The following is a 24722-nucleotide window of genomic DNA, read 5'->3' as shown; positions in this document are numbered from 1 at the left end:
AATTTCCAATTTCAACTTCCCGCTTTTTTCGCGAGCACTTCCTTGGCCGCCCCGATTACGTCGTCAACGTCTTCCGCGTGCATGTCGGGGAAAAGCGGCAAGGAAAGAATCCGGTCCGAATTCCACTCGGTGGCCGGTAGCATGCCGCGTTCAAATCCCATATGCTCGCGGTAAAATTTCTGAAGATGGACGGCGCGGAAGTGCAGGCCGGTGCCGATGTTCAAGCGTTTCAAGGCCTCCATGAAATCATCGCGGCTGATCCGGGCGCGGTCAACATCCATGCGCACGATAAACAAGTGCCAGGCGTGGCGTATCGGCCAGGCCGGGTCTTTCAAGGGGATCAGTTCCGGAATGTTTTTCAGCTTTTCCCTGTACATCCCCGCCAGTTCCGACCGCTTTTGAATGAAATTATCCAGGCGTTTCAATTGGGTCCGGCCGAGGGCCGCGGCGATGTCGGTCAGATTGTATTTGTATCCCGGTTCCACCACCTCGGCCTGGGGAGAACGCCCCTGCATTTTCCGGTCAAAAGCGTCCACCCCGAGTCCGTGGAATTTGAGGCGCCTGATTCTTTCAATCAGGACGGCGTCATCGGAGCAGAACATGCCGCCCTCTCCGGTGGTGATGTTTTTTATGGGATGGAAGGAGAATATGGCCGTTCCGGAAGAGCCGATTTTCCGGTTTTTATATTCGGTTCCGACGGCGTGGGCCGCGTCCTCAATCAGCGGGATTTTATGCTTTTGGGCAATCTGCCGGAACGCATCAAGATCAACCGGCGCGCCGGCGAAATGGACGGGCGCAATCAGTTTGGTGCGTTCGGTAACAACTTCATCAACCAGTTCCGGTTGCGCCATCAACGTGTCGCGGTCAACGTCAACGAATACCGGTCTGGCGCCGCTGAGCGCGATCAGGTTGGCCGTGGATACCCATGTCAGGGAGGGCGTGATGACCTCGTCGCCGGGGCCGATATTCAGCGCTTTCAAGGCCAGGTGCATGCCGCCGGTCGCCGAAGCCAGGGCGATTGAAGCCGGCGCGCCGGTGTAATTTGAGAATTCCTCCTCAAATTTGGAGGAGTTTTGTCCGGTGGTGATCCAGCCGGAACGCAAAACTTCGTCCACGGCATAGATATCTTTTTCGTCAATGGTCGGTTTTGAGAATGGCAAAAAATCAGGACGCATGATACCCTATTCTGTAAACCTGTTATGCTTTTTCACGGTTTAATTCTTTTTTTTCAACCATCTTGTTTCCGGGGAGCTTGCCGCCGTCTGTTTTTTATTTGCCAGTTCGGCGCCGCCAGCACCCGCAACAATCGCCTTTTTCCCATGGGGCTCTCAAAAATAACCGTATTTTCTTTTTCTGGCAAGTGTTTTGGCGAAGTATTTTTTTTCAACGCGAGCACGCCGTTGAAACGGGAGTTGCGGCCGCCCAGGATATCCGCCAGCATCGCCTCGTCCGACACGGCGGGAAATACGAGGCCGGCGTAATAAAAAAAACCGGCCGCAGTTGTTTCGTCAAGTTTCCAGCCGGCAATAGCGAGTTCCGGCCGCGCGCGGATCGCATCCGCCGTTGCCCGGAAAACGGGGCCGTAGCTTTTGTGGCGGTCCACGAGCGGACAAATCATAATCAATATGGCCGCGTAACACAGCGGAACGGCCGTCAAAAAGCGCTGCAGGAGGGGGGTTTTGGTTCTGGACATGGCCAGTAGAGACGCGATAACAATTGCCGGCGCCAGGAACTGGCGCCATCCCGGGGGCAGGGCGTTTTTGAAAAAAACGTTTTCGGCCAGGGGCGCCGCGGTTAATGCCGCCAGAATGACAAGCAGCAGGGAAAGCCATAACCAGCAGAACTTTTTCCAGATTCTTGCCGCCGGAGTTTCAAGGTTAAAGATGTGCAATCCGTGGACGCACAGGAGAGCGCAGGCCGGCAGAAGGGCGACGAGATAAATCTCGCGCTTGGTCGCCGATAAGGAGAGGATCAGGAACGTGCCCAGCGCCCACCATACAAACAGGCCGCCGCCCGCCGGTCTGGCGCCGGTCCGGATTTTTTTTGCCAGCATGATCAGCGCGGCAATAAACAGTCCAAGCCATGGCAGAACATAGACGGGTAAAACCGCAAAATAATAGGGCCACAGGGAAAGGTGGCCCAGGTGCTTTGCCTCGCCGGTAAAACGGCCGAAATGGTTGAGCCACCACCACTCGCGGAACAGTTCCGATCCGCCCCGCATGGCAAAAGGAATGATCCATGCCGCGCATATCAACAGGGCTGTCGCCAGGCTGGCGGCATGGATGAAAATAAGCCTGCCGATTGCGGCCTGGCCTTTCGGCTTGTTCAGCCAGGGAACAAACAAGCCCAGTCCGGCGATGAAGATGATCAGGGGGCCGATAAATCCCTTCACAAGGAAAGCGCCGGCGGCAAACAGGCCGGCCAGCGGCAAAAAGCCGTAACGTTTGTGTTCGTAAGCCCGGGCCAGAGCCCAGAGGGCGGCGGTGATGAAAAACGCGAGGGCGTTGTCCACCAGGAGCCAGTGGGTTACTTGGACAAAACCGATCATGGTGCCGAGGATCGCCGCGGCGATCAGCGCCCTTTGACGGTCAAAATAAATTCTTCCGATCAGATAGGTGAAAAACAATGTGCCGAGCCCGCAGCAGGCCGATGTCAGCCGCAGGGCGGCGGTCTGGCCGGTAAAATTTCCGAGCGTTGCGAGAAAAAACGAGGCAATGATGTAAAAAAGAGGAGGCTTTTCAACAAACGGCTGGCCGGCCAGACGTGGAACAATGAGGCCGCCGCCCCGGCTCATTTCCAGCGCAATGGCGGCCTCGCGCGGTTCGTCCGGCGTCCAGAGATCATGATCGGCGATCCCGGCCAGGGAAACGGTGATAATCAACGCGGCCAGCAGACCCGGCCGGAAGATGCCGGACTGCTTTTGGTTTTGTTCGCTTTCGGGTGCGGCGCTCATTTTTTTTCCGGCCAGCATAACATATCGCCCGTCTGTTGACGACATTTTGTTTTGGCGGCTTCGGACGCCGAAATGCGCGGTCGCATTCCGGGTAATCGCGCGGTTGAATTTTCCGCCCCGCTGTGCTATACAAGGCCGTTTATCAATGAATATCAAGCCTCTCATAATCGGCGGGCTGAAAATTGATTTTCCCGTCATGCTGGCCCCCATGGCCGGTTACACGGACGCGGTCATGCGGTCGCTGGCCATGCAATTCCGCTGCGGCATGGTTTTTACTGAGGTTGCAAATGCGGAAGGGATTGCGCGCGGGACGAAAACGACCCTGCATATTCTTGACACTTTGCCGGGCGAGCGGCCGGTGGCCGCCCATATTTACGGTTCAAACCCCGATTCGCTTGCCCAGGCCGCGGCGATCATTGAAAAGACGGGTCGCTTTCAGGTGATTGACTTGAACTGCGGCTGTCCGGTGGCGAGAATTGTGGCCCGGGGCGCCGGCGCGGCACTGATGAAGCATCCTGAAAAAATTGCGCGTATTCTGCGGGCAATCCGGCTGGTCATTTCCCTGCCGCTCACCGTCAAAACCCGCCTGGATATACTGCCCGGCCGCATGAATATTTCGGAAATTGCGCACGCGATTGAAGAGGGCGGGGCGGCCGCTCTTACGCTTCACGCCCGCCATGCCAGCGCCCGCCACGCCGGCCATGCAAATTGGCAGGTTCTGGCAAAAATTAAAGAGGAGCGCTCCATTCCCGTGATTGGGAACGGCGGAATAAATTCGGCCGATGACGCGGCCAAAATGTTTGCCGAGACCGGCGTGGATGGCGTCATGATCGGCAAGGCCGCCATCGGCAACCCCTGGATTTTCAGCGAAATATGGTCGCGTCTGCATGGCCTGCCCGGGCGTCCTCATTCCCCGGCGGAACACAGAGCGATCATAGAAGAACATCTCCGGCTGCTCATAAATCACATGGGGAAGGCCCCGAAAACAAGACGCAAAACGCGGCTTGGGGCGGAACAGCAGGCCGTGCTTCATTTCCGGGGGCATTTGCTGGGTTACATCAGGGGGTTCGCAAACGGCATTGAGGTCAGGCGGAAATTGCAGGACATGCGCCGCATGGCGGATGTCCTTGCCGCTGTGGACGGATTGCCGGGGGCGCAGTCCGGATAATGTGTTTCGGGCGGTCAACGGAAAGTGTTTTGGCGTTTTTCCGCAAAACATTGACAGGCCGCCCGTAATGTTGCAAATTCTTCAGGGATGAATACGGTGCGCTGGCAAAAACATAATATTATATTTTCAGCGGCGGTGGTTGCGATGTTGGCGGCCTACGGCTTGATTCTTTTCTATCGCGGTTTCAGCGATCCCGACGAGGGGCGCTACGCCGAGATTCCGCGGGAAATGGCGGCAACGGGCAATTGGATGGAAATGCGCATGCTCGGTTTCCGTTATTACGAAAAGCCGCCGCTTGCCTACTGGCTCGTCGCGCCGGCCATAAAAATTTTCGGCGCGCATGACTGGGCTGTCCGTATCCCCTTGTTGTTTTCGGGATTCGGCTGTTTTGTTTTGCTGTCGGCGGTTGCCGTGAGGCGGTTTGGCCGCCGCGCCGGCTTGGCCTCTGCGCTGATCACGGCTTCCTTGATCGGATTTATCGCTGGGAACGGTTTGCTTTTGACGGATTCATTTCTGCTTTTCTTTTTTAGCGCCGCGTGTGTTTGCCTCTATCTTGCTTTTGACGGCGGCCAATCGCCGGCGGGCGGTCATAAGTATCTGACGCTGGCTGCCGTGGCGGCGGCGCTCGGCTTCCTGACCAAGGGGGCGGTGGCGGTTGTCCTGCCGGCGGGGATTGTCTTTCTCTGGCTTTTATGGGAAAGACGCCTGAAATTTTTATTTAAACCTTCGGCGCTGTCAGCCGCTGTTTTGCTGGCGGTTTTTGTCTTGCCGGTTCTGTGGCTCATTGAGCGGCACAATCCGGGCTTTATCCGCCATTTTATTTTTGAGGAACATATCGCCCGTTTTCAGGGGACGCGCGCCATGCAGCTGCACCCCGAGCCGTTCTGGTTTTTCCTCCTGGTCCTTCCGCTTCTGCTTCTGCCCTGGACCCTGTTTCTGTTCCGGGCTGGCCGGACCATATGGCGGCGGAAGGTGTTCGGGTGGGATTCGTTTTCGCGGTTTTTATTTGTCTGGGCGGCCGTCGTCATTTGTTTTTTTTCCGCCGGCACCGGCAAATTGATGTCATATATTCTGCCGGCGATTCCGCCGCTGGGCTTGCTCATCGGGCGCTGGGGGGTTGCCGAGCCGCGGGAGGGCCGGGAGGGGGCGTGGGATGGGCGTTTATGGCGATTCGGCGCGGCGGGCTGTATGATTATGGCCGCGGTAATCATCGCGGTCTGGATCGCGGCTTATTTCCGGCTTGCCCCCGGGACGATTTATCCCATCAGCGGCGCGAGCGCGGCGGCCTTGATTCCAATCGCCGCGGTTTTGGCGTTTGCGTATTGGCGCAGGGCAAATCCGGACTTCAATGATTTGTTTTTCTTCAATTCCGGGATTTTACTGGCGTGCGCTTTGCTGCTTTCTCCGCTGGCGGGCAAGGACTTTAACGTGTTGTTGCACATCAATTCGTCCTTTGTTTATAAGAGCCTGGCGCGGGAGCTTAAACCGGACGATAAAATCATTGTGTTCTGGTCGTATCGGCCCGCCTTGCCTTTTTACACCGGCCGGTTTTATCTTCCATTTCAGGAAAAGAATGAGCTTTTCCACGGGATGGATATGGAACCGGAACGCGGGGAAGACCTGAAGGATGCCGGCGAAGCGCTTGCGCTGCTGGAAAATTCCGGCGGCCGCGTCTTTGCCGTTGTGGAACCGCAGGATTTGCAAAAGAAGTTTTTGCCGTTAAATCTGCCTTTCCGGAAAACAACCCTGCCGCGTGATCCGGATACGATAATTTATGAGCTGGTCAGGCCGTAAGGCGGCCGGCGCATGCGGCTGTTGTTCATCTTTTTTCTGAAGTAATCAATCGTCAGTTTTAACCCTTCCTCCAGGGGAACGCGCGGTTCCCAGCCCCCGAGCTCCTTTTTCGCCAGGGCGATGTCCGGCCGGCGCTGGACAGGGTCGTCCGGGGGCAGGGGGCGATGAACGATTTTTGATTTAGAGCCGGTCAGCCTGATGATTTTTTCGGCCAGCTCCAGGATGGTGAATTCCGAGGGGTTGCCGATGTTGACCGGGCCGGTGAATTTATCGCGCGAATTCATGGCGCGGATTAAGCCCTCAATCAAATCGTTAACGTATTGAAAACTGCGCGTCTGGGTGCCCTTCCCGAACACGGTCAGGTTTTTCCCGCGCAGGGCCTGGACGATAAAAGAGGAGACCACCCGCCCGTCGTTGGGATGCATTTTCGGGCCGTATGTGTTGAAAATCCGCGCGATTTTGATAATGACTTTGTTTTGGAGGTGATAATTGATGAAGAGCGATTCGGCGCAGCGTTTGCCCTCGTCATAGCACGAGCGCGCGCCGATGGGATTGACGTGTCCCCAGTAATGCTCCGGCTGGGGGTGTTCCTCGGGGTCGCCGTAGACCTCGCTCGTGGAGGCCTGAAGTATTTTCGCTTTCACTCGCTTGGCAAGGCCGAGCATGTTGATGGCCCCCAGGACGGATGTCTTGGTGGTCTTGATGGCGTTGTGCTGGTAATGCACGGGGGAAGCCGGGCAGGCCAGATTGTAGATTTCGTCAACTTCCGCGAAATATGGCATGGTTACGTCGTGCCGCGCCAGCTCAAAATAGGGATTGTCCAGCAGGGACACCACGTTTTCTTTCGCGCCCGTCAGGAAATTATCCAGGCAGATCACTTCGTTTTTTTCCTTCAGGAGCCGCTCGCAGAGATGCGCGCCGACAAACCCGGCCCCGCCGGTTATCAGTATTTTTTTCATGCCGTCCGTTTCCCGTTGTTGCTTCCTCTTCCGATGCCGTAGTAAATAAAACCGGCCTCTTTGATTTCCGCCGGCTCATATATGTTCCGTCCGTCAAAGATGACCTTGTTTTTTAAAAGTTTGCCCATCTGCCCGAAATTCGGCGCCCGGAATTCGTTCCATTCCGTTGCAATCACCAGGGCGTCGGCGCCGCGCAAAGCATCGTATTGATTCTTGGCGTAGCGAATGGCGCCGCCGATTATCCTCCGGCACTCGCGCATGGCGGCCGGGTCGTACGCCTTGACCCGCGCTTCCGCCTTTAAAAGCTGTTCAATCAGCGCCAGCGCTGGCGCTTCGCGCATGTCATCGGTGTTCGGCTTGAAAGACAATCCCCAGAGGGCGAAGGTTTTGCCCTTCAAGCGGTCCGCAAAATGGCGCGAAATTTTTGCGAACATGATCGTCTTCTGGCGGACATTGACGTTTTCCACCGCCTTCAATATTTTGAGCGGATAATCATGCAGGTCGGCCGTCTTGATGAGGGCCTTGACGTCCTTTGGAAAACATGAGCCGCCATACCCCATGCCCGGATAAATGAACGCGTTGCCGATGCGCGGGTCGCTGCCGATGCCGCGGCGCACGGCGGCCGCGTCGGCGCCGACAATTTCACAGAGGTTGGCAATATCGTTCATGAAACTGATTTTGGCGGCCAGCATGGCGTTGGCAACGTACTTGGTCATTTCCGCCGAGGCGATATCCATGAAGAGGATCGGGTGGTTGTTCAGCAGGAAAGGCTTGTAAAGCCGGCGCATCATTTTTTCCCCCCTTTCCGATTCCACGCCGATGACAATCCGGTCGGGCTTTAGAAAATCTTCAATCGCATTGCCTTCCTTGAGAAATTCAGGGTTGGAGACGACGTCAAAATCAAGGGAAATTCCGCGCCGCCGCAATTCCGCCTGAATGGCCGCTTTCACCTTGCCGGCCGTGCCGACCGGCACCGTGCTTTTGGTTACCACCACCAGGTAGTGCGTCATGACCGCGCCGATTTCCCGGGCGACAGCAATGACGTGCGTAAGGTCCGCGCTGCCGTCCTCGTCCGGCGGCGTTCCGACGGCGATGAAAACCACTTCGCTGCCGGCGATATTTTTCGGCAGGCTGGTTGAAAAGGAAAGGCGGCCCTTGCCGACGTTGCGTTTAATCAGGTCGTCCAGGCCGGGTTCGTAAATGGGCACAGCGCCGTTTTTTAGTTTTTCAATTTTTGCGCGGTCCTTGTCAACGCAGGCCACCGCTATGCCCGTTTCCGCGAAACAGGTTCCGGTAACCAGTCCGACATAGCCCGTGCCGACGATGGTGATTTTCATGTTTGGTTAAAATTAAAATTTCCGGGTTATCCTTTGTGTTGAGCGAGCGTTTTCTGCGCATGAAGACATGCTAGCGGAACTGTTTTGCAAGTCAAGCGGACATAATCTTTAAATCTATGCATAGAAATTTCAAACTTGCCGCAAAAGAGCGCAAAATCGTGGGTAGGAGCCGAACCCCTGTTCGGCGATGCATCTGGTGTTTGGAATCGCCGCATGGGGATGCGGTTCGTCCGGAATCGCCGCATGGGGATGCGGCTCCTACGTTTATCAAATACAGTTGCCGCTTTTGGCGGCCTTCCGGAAAGGGCATATTGCGCATCCTCCTGGCGGACATTCTGAGAAAGAAGGGATACAAGACAAGATACATGCGAGTCAACCTGCACCTGGAATTTGGGGCGGGGAAAGCGAAACAGGCAAGATCTTGGGCGTGGATAAGCTGGTGCGGTGCGAGGAGATATTCAGCCGGATGGGGCTTGAATATGATTACATCTGGGAGAAAGACCCTTTATCATGAAGAAAAAAATAAAAAAAAAGATTGCTTTTTAAGGATGAAATCAATATTCTTTAAATAACAGGAGACATTCGCTTTTTTATTTTTCTCTTTTAGTCAAACGATTGAATTATAAAACGAAAGGAAACAAACAATGGCAAAAATTGCATTTATTGGCGCGGGCAGTTTCGGGTTTACGCGGAATCTTGTCAAGGATATCCTGACTTTTCCGCTCCTTGGCGATTCCACCCTGGTTTTGATGGATATTGACCGGGAGCGCCTTGCCTTTATCAGGCAGGCCGTGGAAAGAATTGTCAGGGAAGGAAAATATCCGGCCAAAATCATCGCAACCATGAGCCGGCGGGAAGCGTTAAAAGGGGCGGATGCCGTCATTTGCACGGTTTTGGCGGGAGACGTGGACGTCTGGCAGTATGACATACTTATACCAAAGAAATACGGCATTGACATGAACGTGGGCGATACGCGTTCGGTCGGGGGTGTTTTCCGCGCGTTGCGCACGATTCCGGTCATGCTTGATATCTGCCGGGACATGGAAAAGGAATGCCCCAACGCGATTGTTCTTAACTACACCAATCCCATGGCCATGCTTTGCCGCGCCATGCAGAGGGAGACAAAGATCAAAGTGACCGGCCTGTGCCACAGCGTGCAGGGAACGGCCTGCGAGCTGGCGCGTTGGATCGGGGCGCCGATGAATGAAATCACCTATGTCAGCGCCGGGATTAACCATCAATCCTGGTTTATCAAGTTTGAGCGCAATGGCAAAGACGCATATCCCGCGTTGCGGAATGCCATGCGCAATCCTGAAATCCGCAATGCCGAGCAGGTGCGCAACGAAATGTTCCTGCAGCTTGGCTATTACGTTACCGAGTCAAGCGGGCATAATTCCGAATACAACTGGTGGTTCCGCAAGCGACCGGGCCTGATTAAAAAATATTGCACGCACGGTACCAACTGGAATCCCGGCCATTACGCCTTCACTTTGAATGAATACCGCCGGAGAAAAGCAACATGGAGAAAGGAAATAAAAAAATGGCTGGATGATCCCAAGCCGCTTGATCTGAAACGCGGCCTGGAATATGCCTCCAGCATTATCAACGCCTGCATGGGCGGCGAGATTTTTGAGTTCAACGGCAATGTGCCGAACACCGGCATCATTCCGAACCTTCCGCCGAACGTCTGCGTTGAAGTGCCGGTCTTCGCCAATCGGCGCGGTTTTAACCCGGCCTACGTCGGGCCGCTCCCGCCGCAGTTGGCGGCCTTAAACAATGTCAATATCGCGGTTGAAGAAATGGCGGTGGAAGCGGCCCTTACCGGCGACCCGCAGCTTGTTTTTCACGCCCTCGCCAATGATCCTCTGTCGGCGGCGGTTCTTTCGCTGGCGGAAATCAAGGAAATGGCCCGGGCAATGCTGGTACACAACCGCGCTCATTTGCCGCAATTTAAAAATATAAGGATAGCATGACCGTCCGGCAGGAGGTTCTATGTATTGGTAACAGGCAGGCATTGCCTGCGGATTGAGCGTGCCACAACCATGAAAACACAAGACATAACATTCGGCGAGGATCTCGCCTTTCTCAGGGATCACGTTGAAACCGTTGTTTTGAAGGACAGCGCCGGCAAAGCCCAGGCGGTCGTTTCGCCTTCATTGCAGGGCCGGGTTTTAACCAGTTCTGCGGATGGGGAGCATGGGTTAAGTTTCGGCTGGATTAACCGCGCGTTGATTGCGTCTGGAAAAATTGAAGAACATATCAATGCTTACGGCGGCGAGGACCGTTTTTGGCTTGGACCGGAAGGCGGTCAATACTCTGTTTTTTTCGCCAAAGGCGCGCCTTTTGACCTGGATCATTGCTTTGTGCCGGCGCCGATTGACACAGACCCATTCCCGCTTTTATCCAGGACCGGCAGTCGCGCCCGGATGACAAAAGACATTCAGTTGGTTAATTACAGCGGCGCGTCATTTTCTTTGCGCGCTGACCGGGAAATAGAGGTGTTGGAAAGGGAGGAAGCGTTGCGCCTGCTTGGCGTGGAACCGCCGGCCGCCGTAAAATCGGTTGCCTATCAGTCAGTCAACAAAATCAGCAACACGGGCAACCAGGCCTGGACCAAAGAAAGCGGCCTGTTGTCAATTTGGATTGTCGGCATGTTTCCCGCGCGTTCCGCGACCGTTATTCTTCCCTTTATTCCCGGGCCGGAAACGAATTTGGGGCCGCTTGTCAACGACGCCTATTTCGGCAAAGTGCCTTCCGACCGCTTGCGCCTCGGCCAAAACGTTTTGTTCTTCAAGGGCGATGGGCAACGGCGCTCTAAAATCGGCCTGTCGCCCCGCCGCGCCCGGCCGGTTCTCGGCAGTTATGACGCGGAGCATCAGGCCTTGACCATTGTTCATTACACAAAACCCGGAGGCATGCCGGATTACGTGAATTCAATGTGGGAAATACAAAAAGAGCCTTATTGCGGCGACACGGTCCATTCCTATAATGACGGCCCGGCCAAGCCGGGTTCCAGCGCGCTCGGCCCTTTTTATGAGCTGGAAACGTCTTCGCCGGCCGCGGCCCTGTCCCCGCGGGCATCCTGCGAACACATCCATCGCACGTTTCATTTGCAGGGGGCCGAAAAAGATTTGGATCCGGTCAGCCGCGCGGTGTTGGGCGCAAGCCTGGATGAAATAAAAAAGGCGTTTTAATTATGAAGCCGCCCGGGCGGATTACTTTGAAAAAATTGGCCGAAATCCTGGAACTGGATGTTTCCAGCGTTTCGCTGGCTTTGCGGAACAGTCCGAAAATATCGGCCGCGACCAAACGTCGCATTCATGAGCTTGCCCGGCAATATTGTTATTCGCCAAACATGGCGGCGCGCCAGTTGCGTTGTTCCTCGCCCCGCCTGGTCGGTCTTGTCCTGCCGGCCATGATGAATTCACTGGCCAATCCAATGGCGGGAAGGACAATTCAGGTTCTTGCGGAAAAATGCACATCCATGGGGATTGTTTTTCAAATACTGTCGGCCGCAAATCTTGCCGGTTCACCGGAACGGGCTGTATCCAGCATGTTGCCGGAAGCCATGTTTGTCTGGGGTGATGTGCCCCGGATGATCACCGAAGTCCCGATATTACACAAACGGCCCATGATTGTTCTAGATCCCAGTCATCCTTCATATGCCGGATATTCCGGGAACCATGTTTCCATAGACAACTTTTCCGGCGGCACCGAAATTGCGCGCCATTTTATCGGATTGAAAGCAGCACGCTTTCTGCTGATTGGGGTGGAGGCAAACCACCTGGGACATGTGGCGCGTATGAAAGGGGCTGAACGGGAATGGCTCCGGCAGAAACCGAAAACGTCTCTTCAACGCCGCATGATCACGGAATTGGATGATGATGCTCTGAGAAAATTTGCGGTCGGGGGAAGCGGGGCGGTTTTTTGCGCGAATGACCATGGGGCGCTTCAGTTATGGCACCGCTTCAAACGCTTGGGCGTCAGAATGCCGGAAGACGTGCGTTTGGCCGGATTTGACGGAGAGGAGGCGGCCTTGCTGGCCGGAATCACAACGGTGATTTTTGATTGGCATAAATTGGCCCAGACGGCTTGGCAGAAGATGTTAAAATTAATTCAACATGCAGACGACAGACCAGTTTCTGGATTAATACCGGTTGCTTTGCACAAAGGCCGGACAAGCTGAGTGTTCCGAATGGGAATTTGGGGGATTACCGGCCTGGCTCTTGGCGAGAAACAGTTTTGAAATTACCTCAAACAAATTAAAACAGAAAGGAAAAATATGATAGCGGCAGTATTGCATGATTTCAACGATTTGAGACTGGAAGATGTGCCTGTGCCCGTCCCCGCTCCCGACGAGGTGGTGGTAAGAATAAAAGCATGCGGATTCTGCGCAACGGATTACAAGGCCATCAAGGGTATCCGTAAAAACGTTAATTTTCCGTGTATTGTGGGGCATGAGCCGGCCGGAATAGTGAGCGCGGCGGGCCGCTCTGTCAAGCACGTTCGGGAGGGCGATGAAGTCGTGGTCATGCCTTCGGGGTTCTGCGGGTATTGCAAATATTGCCGGGAAGGAAAGCCCCATTATTGTAAAAGCGCTTTCACGACCGGGGGCGACGGCACGCAAGACGTCCGCCCCGGGGCTTTTGCCGAATATATGAAGACGGCCGCATCAAGCATTTTCCGGAAGCCGGCCAATGTCTCATTTGAAGCGGCCGCCATAACCGAGCCGTTGTCCGGCGCCTGGAAGGGGGTTATTCAATACAGTGAAATGGAGATCGGCGACGACGTGGTGGTTATCGGGGTCGGGAGCATCGGCTTGTTGTGCATGATGGTGGCCAAGGCGGCGGGGGCGGGACGGCTGATTGCCGTTGACACCAGCGATTATGCGCTCGGAAACGCCAGAAAACTGGGCGCCACCCATGTGGTGAATCTGAAAAAAGAAGATCCGAAAAAGCGCGTTTATGAGATTATTCCGAATGGCCCGGACTTGATCGTGGAGGCCGCAGGGCCCATTGCCGCCGTAAAACTGATGGTGGATCTCAGGCGCCGCGGCACGCGCTGGAATGTCTTCGGCATCACCACCCACGAAAAATTTGAATTGGACGGCGGGCTGACCCATTTTCTGGAAGGCCGCATGGACGCCAGTTTCGGCACCACGCCCCTGGCCATGTCAAAAGCATTGCGCCTGATGGAAACCGGCCTGGTGGACCCCGAAAAAATTATTTCCCACCGGATCGCCCTCCGCGATATTCACAAGGCCGTTGAAATTATGGGAACTCCGGAACGCAATAAAATAATTATCATGCCATGAAAGCCATTGTCGTTACCGCTCCCGATAAATTGAAATTAAAAGACCTGCCCATGCCGGTTCCGGCGCCGGGGCAGGCCAGAATCAGGACCATGGCCTGCGGTATTTGCGCCACGGACTTGGAAATGATTGCCGGCTGGGAAAGGACATCTTTTCCCGCCATTCCCGGGCATGAATGGTCCGGGATCGTGGATGCTGTCGGCCAAGGCGGCGACCAAGCCATAATCGGAAGACACTGCGTCGGCGAAAACGTTTTGCATGACGGCGGCGAAGTTGGATTTGAGCATCCGGGCGGATATGCCGGATATTTTCTTACGGAAACAGACAAGCTTCATTTTCTGCCGGATGATTTTCCGATGGCAGCGGCCGCGTTGATCGAGCCGCTGGCCGTGGCCACCCGGGCATTGCGGCGTTTCCGCTTAACGGATAAAAGTTCGGCCCTGGTCATTGGCGACGGGCCGCTCGGGTTGTTGCTGACAATCTTGCTGAAGCGCGCCGGGGTTTGCGGCGTTACCGTAACGGGGGGGCGTGAAAATCGGCTGGCCTTGGCGGCCCGGCTGGGGGCGGAACGCACGTTGAATTATCATCACTTCCGTGATGGCGGGACCGGGGTGGTCAGGAAAGCGTTGGGAATGTCTTTCCCGAACATAATTGAAGCCAGCGGTTCCGCGGCGGCCGCGAACATGGCGGTTGAATTGGCCTCCGGAATGGCCCGGGTATTGTTTGTCGGCGACTATAAAAAGGCGCGGACGGATTTCATCTGGAATCATCTGCTCATAAATGAGCTTGAATTGATCGGCAGCAATGCCAGCGCCCAGGCCTGGCCCGAAGCCGTCCGGACCGCGCTGGCCGTCCAGAAAAGTTTATCGGAATTGATCAGCGCGGAATATCCGGCCGGACAATTTGCCGCCGCGTTTGACGCCCTGAAGCACAACCGCGGTCTTATCAAGGTCATATTACGCAGGGATAGATGAAAACAGGAAAAGCGCTGGTTGGAGACGTTGATGAATGCCGGTTGAAGAAAGGCGAATGCGCCGTATGGTGGCTGGGCCAGCATGGGTTTATCGTCAAGCTGGGCAAAAAAAACCTGTGCTTTGACCTTTTTTTGTCGCCGCTTAAGGGGCGCAGGATAAAACCGCTTCTCAAGCCCGATGTTATAACCAACGCCGATTTGATTTTCGGCAGTCATGACCATGCGGACCATATTGACCGCGGAATTTGGCCGCTTTTGGCGAAGTCGTCGCCGCAAGCAAAATTTGTGGTCCCCGAACTGCTGTTGCGTTCCCTGGCGCGCGATTTGAAAATCCCGGCCAATCGGTTTGTCGGGTTGGATGATAACCGGAGCGTTGAGACCGGCGGCGTGAAAATATCGGGCATAGCGGCGGCGCATGAATTTCTTGACCGCGATCCCCGCACCGGGCGTTATCCATATCTTGGATACATTGTTGAACGGGACGGTCTGGCTGTTTATCATGCCGGCGACACTTGCCGCTACGAAGGCCTGGAAACCAAATTACGCCGGTGGCAATTCAATGTTATCTTTCTCCCGATCAACGGCCGGGATGCGAAACGGCTGTCATCCAACTGCATCGGAAACATGACTTATCAGGAAGCGGCTGACCTGGCCGGGGCAGTGGCGCCGCATCTGACGATCCCTGCGCATTTTGACATGTTCGCCGGGAACAGGGAAGACCCGCAATTGTTCGTGGATTATATGCGCGTGAAATATCCATCGTTAAAAACTCTCGTTTGCGGCTATGGAAAACGTTTGATCCTCAAGCGCCCTTGAGGCAAAACGGCGGACAGGACGGGGTTGGTTTAGCAGAATCAGGCAAGCTCGCAAAAAAACACGGAAAGTAAAAAACACCGAAAGTGATGGGGCAAGGCTACCCCCAGGGGTAACACACAGCCCTTGTCAATTGCCGTTTCCGCTTGATTTATTTCCGCACTGCCTTCATACTTTTACATATTCTGTTTCCTTCACTTGCCGGGTGATGGATCGCCGGAGCGTCTCCGCCGGGGGGGGGCTTTTCGTTCAATGGTAACCATTAAGCCATCTGCAGAAGAGTTGACAGGATAACGGGATTATCGTGTTAATCTTTTGGCCAGAAAGCCAAAGTGATGGAATATAAAGAGCGCCTTAATCAACTTTGGGGTTGCCAAAGTTGAGGTAAAAAGAAAAGTCAGGCAGTTGACCAACTGAGGAATAGTGGATTTACAGGATAAAAAAGCATCCTGTAATCCTGTCGATTCTTTTCTGCGGATTGCTAAATATACGTAAAAAAACGGCATGTTTGCATGCCGGCCGGGAAGGGGATTATGTCAAAACAACCTAAAATATTGCTGGGCGTAACCGGGTCAATTGCGGCCTATAAAGCCGCAGAACTTGTGCGGCTGATGAAAAAAAAAGGCTGGCTCGTTTCCGTGGTTATGACCAAGCCGGCAACTCGGTTTGTCGGCGAGTTGACCTTCCAGACGCTTTCCCAGAACCCGGTGTTAATTGACGAATTTGAAAGGAAGGAACAATGGAATCCTTCCCACGTTTCGCTGGCGGAGTGGGCCGATATTCTGGTGGTTGCCCCCTGCACGGCAAACGTTATCGCGAAAATGGCGCATGGCCTGGCGGATGACGCCATGACCGCGGCGGTTTTGGCCTGCCGGGCGCCCCTTGTAATTGCGCCGGCCATGAATGAAAACATGTGGCGGCACCCCGCCACGCAGGATAACCTCCGTCTTCTCAAGAGGCGCGGAGCCATAATTATGAATCCTGAAAGCGGCCCGCTCGCCTGCGGCTGGACTGGCGCCGGCCGGCTTGCCGCGCTGGAAACAATCATGGCGGCGGTTGAGAAAATATGTAAGGCCTCAGTTTTGAGGGGGAGAGAGAAAACGTAGGGGCTTCGCTTGCGAAGTCCTCTTCAATAAAGACGGGCGCGCGACAAGCGCGGCCCCTACGAAGACTGGCCAATTGAATTGCCATCCACCCACATAACTGAGAAAGTGTGAAAGAATTGGCAAAAATCGCCGAGACGGGGCTCGGCTCCTACATTTCCTCAGCTATTATGGCCTTTTTCGTAGGAGCGCTGCCCCGCCAGCGCGATGTTTTAATTATTTCACACGTTCTGAGGGGTTACGAAAATATTGTTTCCGCAAAAACGCAATGTTCGCCGCTAAAATGACATTTGATTGTTTGCGCCCTTGGCGGGAGATATGATTTATGAAAATTATCGTCACCGCCGGGCCGACGCGCGAGCCGATTGATCCGGTGCGCTTTATCGGCAACCGTTCCAGCGGCAAAATGGGATACGCTGTCGCCGCGGCCGCGCTCCGGCGCGGACATTCCGTGGTTTTAATTTCCGGGCCGGTTGCGATTGCGCCGCCGGCCGGCGTAAAACTCCGCAAAGTCGTTACCGCGCGCGAAATGCTTGCGGACGTCCGATCCCGCCTGCCGTGGTGCGACGCCCTGGTCATGACGGCGGCGGTGGCCGACTGGCGGCCGGCCGTTTGCGCAAGGATGAAAATCAAAAAAACGGGGGAGGGCGCCTTGCTCCGGCTCAAACCCAACCCGGATATTCTCAAGGCGGTCGCCCCCCGGAAGGGAAGGAGAATTTTTGTCGGCTTTGCGGCGGAAACCGGCCGTTTGCGCACGGAAGCCCTGCGCAAATTGCGGGAGAAAAAACTGGACATGATCGTCGCCAACGATGTCGGCCGGCCGGATTCCGGCTTTGAAGCCGAAACCAACCGGGTGGTCTTGTTTTCTGCCGGCGGGGAAGAAACGCAATTGCCGCTGATGGCGAAGACAAAAATTGCCGCGCGGATAATCAAATGGATTGAGCGGCGGCAAAGCCGCGGCGTTATGGCGGACAATTGCGCGTGTGCGGAAAGGGCAGAAAGCGTATGATTGTTTCGTCTTTAGGCCGTCATTGCCGGCGGCGCAGGTTCCGCTCCGGCAACCGAGACGAATCCGTTTTAGAATTGTTTTTTAATTTTTCGGCGGAGTGGTTTATTTCCTAGCGTGATGATTCAGTTCCGGCAAGACGATGTCTCTCACCATTTCCGGAGGCACCGTCCCGGGCGCAAGCGGTTTGTCCGCGCCCAGCGCTTGGCGGATATTGCGCAGAAAACACGGCAGACCGAATGCCCGCCCCCGGGCTTGATAAATAGCAAGGCGTTTTAATGCCCGCTGGGAAGAATAGCCGCTTTCGGGAAGCGCCTGGTGAAGTTGCAATGCCATGTCCACCAACGCGGCAGTTTCTTTTTTGTTTTCAAGCTTGTGATGTTTAATTTGGCTCCACAATTTGTTCAGACTGGAGGGGGCAAATGCCAGGGCGTAAGCTTTTTCCAGGCGTTCTCGCGGAGTCATGGCTTTTTTTCCATCCACATGCGCAGATCATTTTTCAAATTTTCAAGGTTCTCCAGCACCAGCGGGTTCGTGTTAAAAGGCGCCGGTAAAGCGGACGCGGCCGCCTGGATGTGTTCAAACGAGATGCGGGACATTCTGAGGACATACTGGATATCAGCCTGATCTATCGGGTCATAGCGGATAAGCTTGCTGGCGATAAGGTCGGCGGCGGAAACGGTCTTAACCGTTAAACGTTTCCCGCGCCAAAGCACGACCTCGTCATCCGGGCTCGGTTTTTTGAGGCATAAACGCAAGGGAGGTATCCATTCAATATGGTCGCGCAAAGTATCCTCCGGCGGGTTCACTGGCAACCCGGAGCTTTCTGCCGCGCGGCAGAAAGCCGGATAATTTACTCGTGAATACGGCGCCGCAACGTCAATATCCAGGCTTGTCCGGCTGTCTTCATCCAACAGAATAAAAGCGGCGCTTCCGTAGACGACCAACTCGGTTTTTTCGGAGAGCGTCTCATCCAGCGCTTTTAAATATTCAAGTAGCCGGCTTTTATCCATGAAAAAAATTATATCCAGCAATCGGCAAATCACAAGATTATATTTGGGAAGTGATCCGGAGGCACGGCGGCCAACATCATAACCGCGTATTGGCGGAGGAGGTTAAATCTGACGGCAGAAACGGCGGGATGGGGCAGTCAAGGATGGCGGCCGCGGCGCGCAAGAGCTCGGCCTCGCTCGCGTTTACCAGGTTGTCGTGCGCGACGCACGCGCAGCAGGCGTCAATGAAATGCTTCCTGATTCGCGGGGAAGCCGCGCTTAAGCCGGCCAGCGCCCGGTCAACCTGCTGCAGCCCGCATTGGTCCTTCGGCAGGATTTGCGTTTTTTCCGCGCGGGGAATTTTCCGCATGCCTTCCCGGAAGGACTGTTCCGCCGCGCGGTCGTCTCCGCCGTGGCCGTAATATGCAAAGGTGGAAAGCACGACAACCATGGCCGGCAGATGATGATGAAAATCAAACGCGTGAAAATTATAACCGGTTTTTTGACGCCAGTTTCTTATCTGGCCCGCGGCCCGGGCCTGAATCATGTATTCAAAAAGGGTAATGGTTCCGTCGGATTCCGTCAGATACCGCAGGCGGGCGGTAAAATCCGCCAACTCATCCCGCGGCAAAGTTCTTATGGCCGTCATGGCCAGGTCGGAGAGCGCCAGGAAACTTTCCGGGGGCGTCTTTTGAACATCCGGCATTAAGGCCAGCATTTTTTCATGTATTTTTTTGTCCGCGTTGTTTTCCAGGTAATGCAGCTGGGAGGCGCGGATTGCGTTATCGCGGGAGAGGAGCACGGCCGTGATCAGCGCCTGCGCCCCCGCCGGGTCATGGGCCGCGGCGCGGATTGCGGGCGGAAGCAGGGCCAGCCACCGGCTTGTCTGTTGCAGGATTTCCGCATCCATGCGGCCGACCATTTCGCTGGTTTTATCCGGATCAAGACGAATAGCCCGGGCGGCCGGGCGGCCGGCCGCGGCGGGCTTGGCGGCCAGAGCGGAGACGGGGGCGGCCTCGTCTTCCATGACTGCCGCCGTTGATGATAATGCGGCGGAAAATTTTCCGTCAAAGGACGGGTCAATCCGGCGAATTCTTTCCGGGAGGGGGGGGTGGGTGGACATCAGGGTGAAAAGAGCGCGGTTTAATCCGTCGGCGAAAAAGAGGTGCGATGCTTCTTCCGCATTCGGATGGCTGATCCGTCCGCCGGAGGCAAAACCGCCTATTTTTTTGAGAGCGCCTGCAATGCCTCCCGGGTTGCGGGTGAATTGGACCGCCGCCGCGTCGGCCAGAAATTCGCGCTGGCGCGAGACGGCCGACTTGATCAGCCGCCCGAAAAGCACGCCGATGTATCCGATGATCATCAGGCAGAGTCCGGCCAGGAGCAGGCCGGCCGTGTTGCCGCCCTTTTTGCGGGTTGACCCGCCGAAACTGGCCCCGGAAGGTCGCGCCGATATCCTGAAAATCCACCAGCCGATAAGGCTGATCAGCAGGAGGCCGTGCAAAACGCCCATCAGGCGGAGGTTGAGACGCATATCGCCGTTGAGGACATGACTGAATTCATGGGCGATGACCCCCTGCAATTCGTCGCGGGTCAGAAGGTTCATGCATCCGCGCGTAACGCCGATAATGGCGTCGCGCGGCGAAAAACCGGCGGCGAAAGCGTTGATGCTGTCTTCATCCAGCAAATAGACCCGCGGCGCCGGCAACCCGGAAGCGATGGCCATTTCTTCCACGACATTCAGCAGTCGCCGTTCGGCCGGAGCGGAAGTCTGCGGGTTGACCGGCTTTGCGCCGAACATGCGGGCAACCGCCTCGCCGCCCGTTGACAGCGCGCTGATTTTATAAAGAGTTCCGGTTAAAATTACGAGCAGGGTGCCGCCGGCGGTTCCCGCGAATAAAACAGGATTCCAGAGACGTTTTATGCTTGCAAACAGGTCGGTGTCCGCCGCCGGCGGTTTATTAAGGAAAAGAAAAGCGAGCGCGGTGTAGACGGCCAGAATAATTAAAACGACCGCGGCGATAAAGAAAAATGTCAGGAACATTGTGTTCCGTCGGGCGCGTTCCTGATGTTCAAAGAAATCCATGCGAGGCGCGATTTGCAAGATTTAGCGGATCCGGCCTCCGCTTATATCGCGGAGCTTCTTGGCGTCAGCCCCCGACGGTTGTTGAAAAGCGGCCGTCCGCTCCTCCTGCTCACGGGGTTTTGCTTTCAAACGACACCCTGGGCGCTTCCTTTTCCTCGGGCCTGGTGATTTCAAAGAGCTGGGCTTCTTTGAAACCAAAGGGGCCCGCGATCAGCAGGTCGGGAAACGATTCGCGCGCGGTATTATAGGTCATGACCGCGTCGTTGTAAGACTGGCGCGCAAACGAGATTTTATTTTCGGTTGAGGTTAATTCTTCCATCAGGGTCTGCATGGTCTGGTTCGCCTTCAGGTCGGGATAGGCCTCCACCACCGCGAACAGACGTCCGAGGGCTCCGGTCAGGACCGTTTCGGCCCCCATCAACCCCTTGATCGCGGATACATCGCCCGGATTGGAAGCCGCCTTCTGGCCGGCCGCGGCCGCCTGGTTGCGGGCGGCGGTAACCGCTTCCAGGGTTCCGCGCTCGTGCTGGATGTAACCTTTTGCGGTCTCAACCAAATTGGGAATCAGGTCGTAGCGGCGTTTCAGCTGGACGTCAATCTGGGCAAAACCGTTCCTGAAACGGTTGCGCAGGGCGACCAGTCTGTTGTACCTGGCGATCACGAAAACGGCCAGGACAACGAGGATAATAGATGCGACAGTGATAATCATTTTTGTTTAACTCCTTGCTGTTTACGGCAGAATGCCGTAATATGACCCCTCGTTCTTGTCCTTTATACCGTTATCGGCCGCTATGTCAATTTTGAAATGCATGGGGACGGAAAAAATATCGCGGTCGGAATAGGCGCATTGATATGAAAGAGCAGAAGATGAAGAATAAAAACGCCGTCTCGCCCGCGCGGGAGGAAAATTATCCGGAATGGTACCAGCAGGTCATCAAGGCCGCCGACCTGGCGGAGCTTTCGCCGGTGCGCGGCTGCATGGTGATTAAGCCCTGGGGGTACAGCCTCTGGGAAAATATCCAGCGTATTCTGGACGGCATGTTCAAGGACACCGGGCACGTCAACGCTTATTTCCCGCTCTTTATCCCGCTCAGTTTTCTTCAGAAGGAAGCCGAACATGTGGAGGGATTCGCCAAGGAATGCGCGGTCGTTACCCATCACCGGCTGGAGGCGGGGCCGGACGGCAAGCTTGCGCCCGCCGGGCCGCTGGAAGAACCGCTCGTGGTGCGTCCCACCTCGGAAACCATCATCGGTGCCATGTTCGCCAAATGGGTCCAGTCCTACCGCGACCTGCCGCTCCTGGTCAATCAGTGGGCCAATATCGTCCGGTGGGAAATGCGCACCCGCATTTTTCTCAGAACCACCGAGTTTCTCTGGCAGGAAGGTCATACCGCCCACGCCGCCGAGGCCGAGGCCAAAGCCGAAACCGACCGGATGCTGAAAGTTTACCGGGACTTTGCGGAGCAATACATGGCCATGCCCGTTATCATGGGCGAAAAAACGGCCGCGGAAAGATTCCCCGGAGCGGTGGCCACTTACAGCATTGAAGCCATGATGCAGGACCGCAAGGCGCTGCAGTCGGGCACTTCGCATTTCCTGGGGCAGAATTTTTCAAAAGCCGCCGGCATTAAATTTCTGGATCAGGGAGGAAACGAAGTTTATGCCTGGACCACTTCCTGGGGCGTTTCAACCCGCCTGATCGGCGGTCTCATTATGACCCATGCCGACGACGACGGCCTTGTCCTCCCGCCGCGCCTCGCCCCGGCGCAGGTTGTCATCCTGCCGATTGCTCACAAGGAGGAAACCCGCGGCGCGGTACTTGAGTATTGCCGGCGCGTCGCGCAGGAACTGAAGGCGGTTTCGTATCACGGCCGGCCGCTGGCGGTTGAGATTGATGAAAGGGAGGGGCGGGGCGGCGAAAAGGTGTGGAACTGGATCAAGAAGGGAATCCCGGTCCGGATTGAAATCGGGCCGCGTGACATGGCGGCCGACTCGGCCGCGCTGGCCCGCCGCGACCGGCCGCACAAGGAAATCAGGATCATCAAGCGCGCGGAGCTGGCCGGATCTATAGCCGGCATTCTTGATGAAATCCAGGATGCCTTATTAGGCCGCGCACGCGCGTTGCGCGAGCAAAACACGCGCAAAATTGATTCCCGGGATGAATTTTATTCGTTCTTTACGCCCAAAAACCAGGAGCAGCCGGAAATCCACGGCGGTTTCGCCCTTTCCCATTGGAGCGGGGATGCCGATGTTGAGGAAAAAGTCAAAAAGGACCTCGGCGTAACCATCCGGTGCATTCCTTTTGATTCCCCGCCCGAGGAGGGGAAGTGCGTGATCAGCAGCCGCCCCAGCAAACGAAGAGTTCTTTTTGCAAAGGCCTATTGAGCCGGTCGCCGCGCCGGTTCCTGCCGGCTGTAAGAAATCATGCGCGCAAAAACGCTGTTATTCGGAAGGGCAAACCGGCCGGTTTTCATTGCGTGATGATGATGGCCGTCAGGTTGTCGGCGCCGAAGTGCGGGTTCAAGGCGCCGGTATCCTCGTCGGTAAGCTTGCGCAGATAGTTTTCCAGTTCCCGTTCGTACTCGGTTTCGCGCTCGTAGTCCCGCAGCCAGAGGCGGGCGGTTGCAAAACTCTGGGCCCCGGATTCGGCCTCCTTGGCGCTCGCGAAACGGTTCGCCATGTCCGGCTCAAGCAGATGCTTGAAAACGTTTACGAGCTCAATGTTTTTAAGGACGTCGGGCGGCAGCCAGTCCTTTATTCTGGAGGCCAGCGTGGTCTTGAAATCTATCAGCTCTTTTTCATTGTAATTCATCATGGCGGTGATCTGTCCGCCGACCAGCATTTCCAGGCCGACCAGTCCGGCGCTGAACAAATCCGCCTGCAGGCAGCCGGGGTCGCGGCGGTGAACTTCGGGGGCCATGAAAAGAGGACTGCCCAGCAGGATATTCACCTTTTCGCCGATGCGGACCGCGCGGCCGAAATCAACCAGTTTAACCCGGCCCTGGATATCAAGCATGATGTTGGTCGGTTTGATGTCGCCGTGGATGAATCCATGTTCGTGCAGAACGATCAGCCCCCGGAGCACGTTGCGCATGACGTAGGAAGCGAACCCCGGCTGCAGGCTGACCCGGTTGTTTTCCACGCGGAAAACAACCTGCAGAAACCGTTTCCACTCTTCTTCGGTGCTGCGGGCGCGGGCCATGTTGATGTGTTTGCCGTCAATCAGAAACTGGAGGTCAATGCCGTCAATGGCCTCCATGTGCAGGTAGCCGATACCGTTGCATTCCTCGTAAAAATCGCAGGAGACCAGGTTGACGTTGTTGATCGGCTGCAGGGTTGAAATCTGCTGGGCGATGCGTCCCATGTCGGTCCAGTAGACCGGCGCGGACGAATAAATGCCGGGGTCAAACAGTTTGATGGCGTGGTAGGTCTGGCAGCCCCGGGCGCCGTGCCGTTCAGCCATGAAAACGACGCCCTGCCGTCCGTGTCCCAGTTCCTTGACGAAGCGGTAGGCCACCGGGTAGGGGATGTTCCGTTTCCGGATCAACTGGCGGTAATTGCCGATCAGCTCCTCAAATTCGGCGTCCGCCGTCCGTCCGCCGTTTTTTCCGGCGGCCGGTGGCTCTTTTCCCGCCGCGGGCGGTTTTTCCATGACTACGGTGCTCTGGAGATGTTCGTTCATTCTTTTGACAAGAATCGGTTCAGGTGATATACATTAAAGCCTATGCGTTTTCTTATCAACAAGATTTTCGGGACCAAGCACGAGCGGGATTTGAAGAAAATTTACCCCTTCGTGGAGCGCATCAACGTCCTTGAGCGCGAATGCCAGAAACTGAGCGATTCCGAACTGCGGAACAAAACCGCCGAATTCAAGGCGCGGCTCGCCTCCGGGACCAGGCTTGACGACCTGCTTTGCGAGGCTTTTGCGGTTGTCAAAAACGCCTGCCGCCGCCTGGCGGGGACAAAAATAATGGTTTGCGACCACGAACTGACGTGGGACATGGTTCCTTTTGACATGCAGCTGGTCGGCGGCATTGTTTTGCACCAGGGCAAGATCGCCGAAATGGCGACCGGCGAGGGCAAAACCCTGGTGGCGACCATGCCGCTTTACCTCAACGCGCTGGCCGGTGAAAACGTCCACCTGGTAACGGTCAACGATTATCTGGCGCGGCGCGATTCCCAATGGATGGGCACGGTGTATCAATACCTGGGCCTGACGGTCGGCTG

Annotated in this window: 22 protein-coding genes; 13 read left to right on the top strand and 9 right to left on the bottom strand. The window is 55.8% G+C overall.

Annotated features, from left to right (window positions below):
- Positions 1-11: 11 nt before the first annotated feature.
- The gene (locus tag PHP98_00110) at positions 12-1175 is read right to left on the bottom strand and encodes an aminotransferase class I/II-fold pyridoxal phosphate-dependent enzyme (GenBank protein ID MDD5482045.1); all 1164 of its coding nucleotides are present in this window, start codon (positions 1173-1175) and stop codon (positions 12-14) included.
- 53 nt (positions 1176-1228) lie between these two features.
- The gene (locus PHP98_00105; protein MDD5482044.1) at positions 1229-2953 is read right to left on the bottom strand and encodes a glycosyltransferase family 39 protein; all 1725 of its coding nucleotides are present in this window, start codon (positions 2951-2953) and stop codon (positions 1229-1231) included.
- A gap of 145 nt (positions 2954-3098) precedes the next feature.
- Between PHP98_00105 and PHP98_00100 the strand changes: the two genes are divergently transcribed.
- Both PHP98_00100 and PHP98_00095 read left to right on the top strand, forming a co-directional pair.
- Positions 3099-4121 carry a tRNA-dihydrouridine synthase gene (locus PHP98_00100; protein MDD5482043.1) on the top strand — a complete coding sequence of 341 codons (1023 nt, stop codon included), beginning with the start codon at positions 3099-3101 and terminating at the stop codon, positions 4119-4121.
- An 87-nt stretch (positions 4122-4208) separates the two neighbouring features.
- The gene (locus PHP98_00095) at positions 4209-5915 is read left to right on the top strand and encodes a glycosyltransferase family 39 protein (protein MDD5482042.1); all 1707 of its coding nucleotides are present in this window, start codon (positions 4209-4211) and stop codon (positions 5913-5915) included.
- Here the strand turns inward: PHP98_00095 and PHP98_00090 are convergent.
- Together PHP98_00090 and PHP98_00085 are read right to left on the bottom strand one after the other, a co-directional pair.
- Positions 5894-6874, bottom strand: a complete 981-nt coding sequence (locus PHP98_00090) for an SDR family oxidoreductase (protein MDD5482041.1) — start codon at positions 6872-6874, stop codon at positions 5894-5896. The genes PHP98_00095 and PHP98_00090 overlap by 22 nt on opposite strands.
- Positions 6871-8211, bottom strand: a complete 1341-nt coding sequence (locus tag PHP98_00085) for a UDP-glucose/GDP-mannose dehydrogenase family protein (protein ID MDD5482040.1) — start codon at positions 8209-8211, stop codon at positions 6871-6873. The genes PHP98_00090 and PHP98_00085 overlap by 4 nt, the downstream gene beginning before the upstream one ends.
- A 187-nt stretch (positions 8212-8398) precedes the next feature.
- Here PHP98_00085 and PHP98_00080 point away from each other — a divergent pair, with 187 nt between their 5' ends.
- From PHP98_00080 to PHP98_00040, 9 genes are all read left to right on the top strand, one after another.
- Complete coding sequence (locus PHP98_00080; protein ID MDD5482039.1) at positions 8399-8725, top strand: hypothetical protein; 327 nt, start codon at positions 8399-8401, stop codon at positions 8723-8725.
- Positions 8726-8855: 130 nt separating this feature from the next.
- A complete protein-coding gene (gene melA, locus PHP98_00075; protein MDD5482038.1) occupies positions 8856-10184 on the top strand; it encodes an alpha-galactosidase in 1329 nt (442 codons plus the stop codon).
- Positions 10185-10253: 69 nt separating this feature from the next.
- On the top strand, positions 10254-11405 hold the full coding sequence (locus PHP98_00070; GenBank protein MDD5482037.1) for a hypothetical protein: 1152 nt from the start codon (positions 10254-10256) through the stop codon (positions 11403-11405).
- A 2-nt stretch (positions 11406-11407) separates the two neighbouring features.
- The gene (locus tag PHP98_00065) at positions 11408-12397 is read left to right on the top strand and encodes a LacI family DNA-binding transcriptional regulator (GenBank protein ID MDD5482036.1); all 990 of its coding nucleotides are present in this window, start codon (positions 11408-11410) and stop codon (positions 12395-12397) included.
- Between the two features lie 96 nt (positions 12398-12493).
- Positions 12494-13525, top strand: coding sequence for an alcohol dehydrogenase catalytic domain-containing protein (locus PHP98_00060; GenBank protein MDD5482035.1), 1032 nt, complete (start codon positions 12494-12496; stop codon positions 13523-13525).
- The gene (locus PHP98_00055) at positions 13522-14496 is read left to right on the top strand and encodes a zinc-binding dehydrogenase (GenBank protein MDD5482034.1); all 975 of its coding nucleotides are present in this window, start codon (positions 13522-13524) and stop codon (positions 14494-14496) included. The genes PHP98_00060 and PHP98_00055 overlap by 4 nt, the downstream gene beginning before the upstream one ends.
- Positions 14493-15311 carry an MBL fold metallo-hydrolase gene (locus PHP98_00050; GenBank protein ID MDD5482033.1) on the top strand — a complete coding sequence of 273 codons (819 nt, stop codon included), beginning with the start codon at positions 14493-14495 and terminating at the stop codon, positions 15309-15311. The genes PHP98_00055 and PHP98_00050 overlap by 4 nt, the downstream gene beginning before the upstream one ends.
- Before the next feature lie 530 nt (positions 15312-15841).
- Positions 15842-16414: a flavoprotein gene (locus PHP98_00045; GenBank protein ID MDD5482032.1), complete on the top strand. Its 573-nt coding sequence runs from the start codon at positions 15842-15844 to the stop codon at positions 16412-16414.
- Between the two features lie 322 nt (positions 16415-16736).
- Positions 16737-17420, top strand: coding sequence for a phosphopantothenoylcysteine decarboxylase (locus PHP98_00040; protein ID MDD5482031.1), 684 nt, complete (start codon positions 16737-16739; stop codon positions 17418-17420).
- A gap of 102 nt (positions 17421-17522) precedes the next feature.
- On the opposite strand, the gene PHP98_00035 is transcribed toward PHP98_00040, so the two are convergent.
- The 4 genes from PHP98_00035 to PHP98_00020 all read right to left on the bottom strand — a co-directional run bounded on the left by PHP98_00035 (position 17523) and on the right by PHP98_00020 (position 21204).
- Positions 17523-17882 carry a hypothetical protein gene (locus tag PHP98_00035; protein ID MDD5482030.1) on the bottom strand — a complete coding sequence of 120 codons (360 nt, stop codon included), beginning with the start codon at positions 17880-17882 and terminating at the stop codon, positions 17523-17525.
- On the bottom strand, positions 17879-18430 hold the full coding sequence (locus PHP98_00030; GenBank protein ID MDD5482029.1) for a DUF6036 family nucleotidyltransferase: 552 nt from the start codon (positions 18428-18430) through the stop codon (positions 17879-17881). Before PHP98_00030 ends, PHP98_00035 begins: the two co-directional genes overlap by 4 nt.
- 76 nt (positions 18431-18506) lie before the next feature.
- Positions 18507-20453 carry a M48 family metallopeptidase gene (locus PHP98_00025; GenBank protein ID MDD5482028.1) on the bottom strand — a complete coding sequence of 649 codons (1947 nt, stop codon included), beginning with the start codon at positions 20451-20453 and terminating at the stop codon, positions 18507-18509.
- A gap of 151 nt (positions 20454-20604) precedes the next feature.
- Complete coding sequence (locus PHP98_00020; GenBank protein MDD5482027.1) at positions 20605-21204, bottom strand: LemA family protein; 600 nt, start codon at positions 21202-21204, stop codon at positions 20605-20607.
- Between the two features lie 143 nt (positions 21205-21347).
- On the opposite strand from PHP98_00020, the gene proS reads away from it, so the two are divergent.
- Positions 21348-22880 carry a proline--tRNA ligase gene (proS, locus tag PHP98_00015; GenBank protein ID MDD5482026.1) on the top strand — a complete coding sequence of 511 codons (1533 nt, stop codon included), beginning with the start codon at positions 21348-21350 and terminating at the stop codon, positions 22878-22880.
- Between the two features lie 85 nt (positions 22881-22965).
- On the opposite strand, the gene PHP98_00010 is transcribed toward proS, so the two are convergent.
- Positions 22966-24177: a protein kinase gene (locus tag PHP98_00010; GenBank protein ID MDD5482025.1), complete on the bottom strand. Its 1212-nt coding sequence runs from the start codon at positions 24175-24177 to the stop codon at positions 22966-22968.
- A gap of 42 nt (positions 24178-24219) precedes the next feature.
- Between PHP98_00010 and secA the strand changes: the two genes are divergently transcribed.
- Positions 24220-24722 (top strand): preprotein translocase subunit SecA (gene secA / locus PHP98_00005; GenBank protein MDD5482024.1); only part of this gene is annotated, 503 nt, incomplete at its 3' end.

It is taken from the genome of Kiritimatiellia bacterium (genome assembly GCA_028715905.1).
Classification (GTDB): domain Bacteria; phylum Verrucomicrobiota; class Kiritimatiellia; order JAAZAB01; family JAAZAB01; genus JAQUQV01.
This window is presented reverse-complemented; position numbering and strand designations above follow the sequence as displayed.

What these genes read in the sequence shown, in the direction of transcription:
- PHP98_00110 (MDD5482045.1), bottom strand. Translation starts at nt 1,175, where the DNA reads ATGCGTCCTGATTTTTTGCCATTCTCAAAACCGACCATTGACGAAAAA.
- PHP98_00105 (MDD5482044.1), bottom strand. Translation starts at nt 2,953, where the DNA reads ATGAGCGCCGCACCCGAAAGCGAACAAAACCAAAAGCAGTCCGGCATC.
- PHP98_00100 (MDD5482043.1), top strand. Translation starts at nt 3,099, where the DNA reads ATGAATATCAAGCCTCTCATAATCGGCGGGCTGAAAATTGATTTTCCC.
- PHP98_00095 (MDD5482042.1), top strand. Translation starts at nt 4,209, where the DNA reads ATGAATACGGTGCGCTGGCAAAAACATAATATTATATTTTCAGCGGCG.
- PHP98_00090 (MDD5482041.1), bottom strand. Translation starts at nt 6,874, where the DNA reads ATGAAAAAAATACTGATAACCGGCGGGGCCGGGTTTGTCGGCGCGCAT.
- PHP98_00085 (MDD5482040.1), bottom strand. Translation starts at nt 8,211, where the DNA reads ATGAAAATCACCATCGTCGGCACGGGCTATGTCGGACTGGTTACCGGA.
- PHP98_00080 (MDD5482039.1), top strand. Translation starts at nt 8,399, where the DNA reads ATGCATCTGGTGTTTGGAATCGCCGCATGGGGATGCGGTTCGTCCGGA.
- melA (MDD5482038.1), top strand. Translation starts at nt 8,856, where the DNA reads ATGGCAAAAATTGCATTTATTGGCGCGGGCAGTTTCGGGTTTACGCGG.
- PHP98_00070 (MDD5482037.1), top strand. Translation starts at nt 10,254, where the DNA reads ATGAAAACACAAGACATAACATTCGGCGAGGATCTCGCCTTTCTCAGG.
- PHP98_00065 (MDD5482036.1), top strand. Translation starts at nt 11,408, where the DNA reads ATGAAGCCGCCCGGGCGGATTACTTTGAAAAAATTGGCCGAAATCCTG.
- PHP98_00060 (MDD5482035.1), top strand. Translation starts at nt 12,494, where the DNA reads ATGATAGCGGCAGTATTGCATGATTTCAACGATTTGAGACTGGAAGAT.
- PHP98_00055 (MDD5482034.1), top strand. Translation starts at nt 13,522, where the DNA reads ATGAAAGCCATTGTCGTTACCGCTCCCGATAAATTGAAATTAAAAGAC.
- PHP98_00050 (MDD5482033.1), top strand. Translation starts at nt 14,493, where the DNA reads ATGAAAACAGGAAAAGCGCTGGTTGGAGACGTTGATGAATGCCGGTTG.
- PHP98_00045 (MDD5482032.1), top strand. Translation starts at nt 15,842, where the DNA reads ATGTCAAAACAACCTAAAATATTGCTGGGCGTAACCGGGTCAATTGCG.
- PHP98_00040 (MDD5482031.1), top strand. Translation starts at nt 16,737, where the DNA reads ATGAAAATTATCGTCACCGCCGGGCCGACGCGCGAGCCGATTGATCCG.
- PHP98_00035 (MDD5482030.1), bottom strand. Translation starts at nt 17,882, where the DNA reads ATGACTCCGCGAGAACGCCTGGAAAAAGCTTACGCCCTGGCATTTGCC.
- PHP98_00030 (MDD5482029.1), bottom strand. Translation starts at nt 18,430, where the DNA reads ATGGATAAAAGCCGGCTACTTGAATATTTAAAAGCGCTGGATGAGACG.
- PHP98_00025 (MDD5482028.1), bottom strand. Translation starts at nt 20,453, where the DNA reads ATGTTCCTGACATTTTTCTTTATCGCCGCGGTCGTTTTAATTATTCTG.
- PHP98_00020 (MDD5482027.1), bottom strand. Translation starts at nt 21,204, where the DNA reads ATGATTATCACTGTCGCATCTATTATCCTCGTTGTCCTGGCCGTTTTC.
- proS (MDD5482026.1), top strand. Translation starts at nt 21,348, where the DNA reads ATGAAAGAGCAGAAGATGAAGAATAAAAACGCCGTCTCGCCCGCGCGG.
- PHP98_00010 (MDD5482025.1), bottom strand. Translation starts at nt 24,177, where the DNA reads ATGAACGAACATCTCCAGAGCACCGTAGTCATGGAAAAACCGCCCGCG.